We start from the raw sequence: 2,926 nt of genomic DNA on the forward strand, positions 1-2,926 counted from the left end.
ATTACTTGCTAAATATACTAACATTGCCAAAATGTATTTAAAATTTCCAATAATAGGAACCTGTTGGCCAATTAACGGGTCTAAGACATTCACCATGCCAAAGCCAATTTGCATATCTAGCAGGGCGCCCGTCATCTGAATTCCATGAAATATGAATGAACAGGCAAAACCAATAATTAATCCAATTAAAAATTCACCAATAACTAAAGCCACATAAGCTAATAAGGCTTCCGGCATATTTATATTTGTATCAATTAATAGCGGTACCAATATATAGGAAAGTAGTAACGACAATCCGGCTTTAACCATCACCGGGACATTTCGGGCACCAAATACCGGGGCTGTCGAGAAAATCCCGCTCAGGCGAGCAAAAATCAACAGGCAAAATCCTAACTGGTTTTGCAGTAAAGTAAACAAATCCAATATTGCTTACCACCTATCTATGTAGAAATACTGCTGCTCTTCCAGTTAGCGAACCATGGCTGGCAGACTCATAAATAACTCTCTAGTATAATCAACCATTATACTCAGCATCCACGGACCAAAAATAAGTATAGCAACAAAAACCGCAATAATTTTAGGAATAAACACAAGCGTCTGTTCTTGTATTTGGGTTGTCGCTTGAAATATACTTACCATAATCCCAACCAACAAGCCAAGAATTAGCATTGGAGCCGAAACCAGCATAACTATAGTTAATGCATTACGGCCTAATTGAATAGCCATATCTCCTGACATAAGCGTCCTCCCTTAATTAAAACTACTGAGCAATGAGCGGACAACTAAATGCCAACCATCTACCAGTACAAACAGTAAGAGTTTAAAAGGTAACGAAATCATGACAGGCGGCACCATCATCATCCCCATAGCCATTAGGGTACTAGCCACCACCATGTCAATAACAATAAATGGAATGTAAATTAAAAAACCAATTTGAAACGCAGTCTTAAGTTCACTAATAATAAAAGCCGGAATGAGCACTGAAGTAGGAACATCTGCCGGTGATTCAGGGCGAGGAATTTCTGCCATATTAACAAATAAAGCCAAATCATTTTCGCGAGTTTGTTTGAGCATAAACTCGCGCATGGGAATCATGGCTTCATTAAGCGCAGTTTCCTGACTTATCGTCCCAGCAAGCATCGGTTGAAGTGCATTCTTATTTACTTGATCAAAATACGGAGACATAGTAAAAAAAGTTAAAAACAATGCTAATCCGATTAACACTTGATTGGGTGGCATCTGCTGCGTTGCTAACGCACTGCGCATAAATGATAACACCACAATAATTCTAGTAAAGGATGTCATCATAACCAAAATAGACGGTGCCAATGAAAGCACCGTTAGTGTTAACAGAACTTGCAGGCTAAGAGCAACATCCTGAGGATTATTGGCTTGTTCTACTCCGATAGTAATATTGGGAATCAACGGCGCCGCATTAGCCATTGACGGAAAAGCAATTACTAAAATCGCAACTAACAATAAAACATGGCAATGCCATATTTTTCTATAGGTGATAATCCTTCGTAACATTGATAGTTACCTCTTCCTATTATCGTTTTCTGGTTCCTTCTCATCAATTACAGAAGTATCTGAACCGAAAACAAGGGGAAATTTTTTTTGCATCTGCTTAAGTGAGACAATCTGACGGCGAAAAATATTGCCAAACTGTTCAGGTGGTAAAGTATTAGCCGTAGATTGAAGGGCTTTCAGGTGTTCAATCTCACTTAATGAGGTAATCTCATTGAGTAACGTAATATTATGTTCAGTAACCCCTAGAACTAGAAACTTACCTGCTATCTCAACCACATAAATAGCACGATTAGGTCCCAAAGGTAAAGTAAAATAAACTTTACCGCCAAATCCTCCGACCCGCGACATTTTATGAGCCAAAAACTTCGATGTATAATATGCAAGACCAAGAACTACCAGAAAAGTTAACAGTAACGATATAATATAACTACTTGTCGCAAGCCAGGATGAAGCTGTAGGCTGAGGCTCCTGATATTTTAAGTATTCGCCTGTTTCAGCGGCTGCCAATACCTGGCCTGTCAATAGTAACAAAACAATAGCAATTAATACGATACTGCCGCTAACATGAAATTTGCTGCGCATCGTTAAATAAATCCCTTCTTCTAACCAACAGCTTTGCGAACAGCTTCTAGAACACGGTCAGGCTGGAACGGCTTAACGATAAAATCACGAGCCCCTGACTGAATGGCTTCAATAACCATCGCTTGCTGTCCCATTGCACTGCACATAATAATTTTTGCATTGGGGTCGATTTTTTTAATTTCTTTTACCGCTGTAATTCCGTCCATTTCCGGCATAGTAATATCCATTGTGGTTAAATCCGGCTTTAGTTCCTGATATTTTTCCAGTGCTTTAACCCCGTTTTCTGCTTCTCCAACAACTTCGTAGCCGTTTTTCGTTAAAATATCTTTAATCATCATCCGCATAAACGCAGCATCATCCACAACTAACACTTTAATGGCCATTAACCTTATCTCTCCTTATGTCGAATTAATTTAAATTGCTACTGAAGATTATTAGCTCGTTCTAAAGGACTTACTATATCAGTAATCCTCACACCGAAATTTTCGTCAATAACTACAACTTCCCCTTTGGCAATCAGTTTACCATTAGCTAAAATATCTACTGGTTCTCCGGCCAGTTTATCAAGTTCTACCACTGAACCTTGTGCTAATTCAAGAATCTCACGTATTAGTTTGCGGGTTCGGCCTAACTCAACTGTGATTTGGAGCGGCACATCTAACAGCAGACCAATATTAGTATTATCACCCGATATACCACCTGGTTTTAACGGTGCAAACTGAACAGGCTGTACTGCAACATTTGGGGCCGGTTGTTGTGCTGGTGGTTGAGAGTAAGCAGGTGTTGATTGTTGGGGTTGGGGTTGGGGTTGGGG

At 39.6% G+C, this 2,926-nt stretch carries 6 protein-coding genes; all 6 read right to left on the bottom strand.

Features of this window, described 5'->3' with window-relative positions; genetic code table 11:
* Positions 1-423: flagellar biosynthetic protein FliR (locus tag AC29Z1_RS15895; RefSeq protein ID WP_488272433.1), on the bottom strand; the 423-nt coding region annotated here is incomplete at its 3' end.
* A gap of 45 nt (positions 424-468) precedes the next feature.
* Complete coding sequence (gene fliQ / locus AC29Z1_RS15900; protein WP_488272434.1) at positions 469-738, bottom strand: flagellar biosynthesis protein FliQ; 270 nt, start codon at positions 736-738, stop codon at positions 469-471.
* Between the two features lie 12 nt (positions 739-750).
* Positions 751-1,443 (bottom strand): flagellar type III secretion system pore protein FliP, encoded by a 693-nt coding sequence (fliP, locus tag AC29Z1_RS15905; protein ID WP_488272438.1) that lies wholly within the window; start codon positions 1,441-1,443, stop codon positions 751-753.
* Between the two features lie 93 nt (positions 1,444-1,536).
* Positions 1,537-2,112, bottom strand: a complete 576-nt coding sequence (locus tag AC29Z1_RS15910) for a FliO/MopB family protein (protein ID WP_488272435.1) — start codon at positions 2,110-2,112, stop codon at positions 1,537-1,539.
* Positions 2,113-2,132: 20 nt separating this feature from the next.
* Positions 2,133-2,495: a response regulator gene (locus AC29Z1_RS15915; RefSeq protein ID WP_488272436.1), complete on the bottom strand. Its 363-nt coding sequence runs from the start codon at positions 2,493-2,495 to the stop codon at positions 2,133-2,135.
* Positions 2,496-2,533: 38 nt separating this feature from the next.
* Positions 2,534-2,926 (bottom strand): flagellar motor switch protein FliN (fliN, locus tag AC29Z1_RS15920; protein ID WP_488272437.1); only part of this gene is annotated, 393 nt, incomplete at its 5' end.

The sequence above is a fragment of the Sporomusa sp. genome (assembly GCF_057736855.1).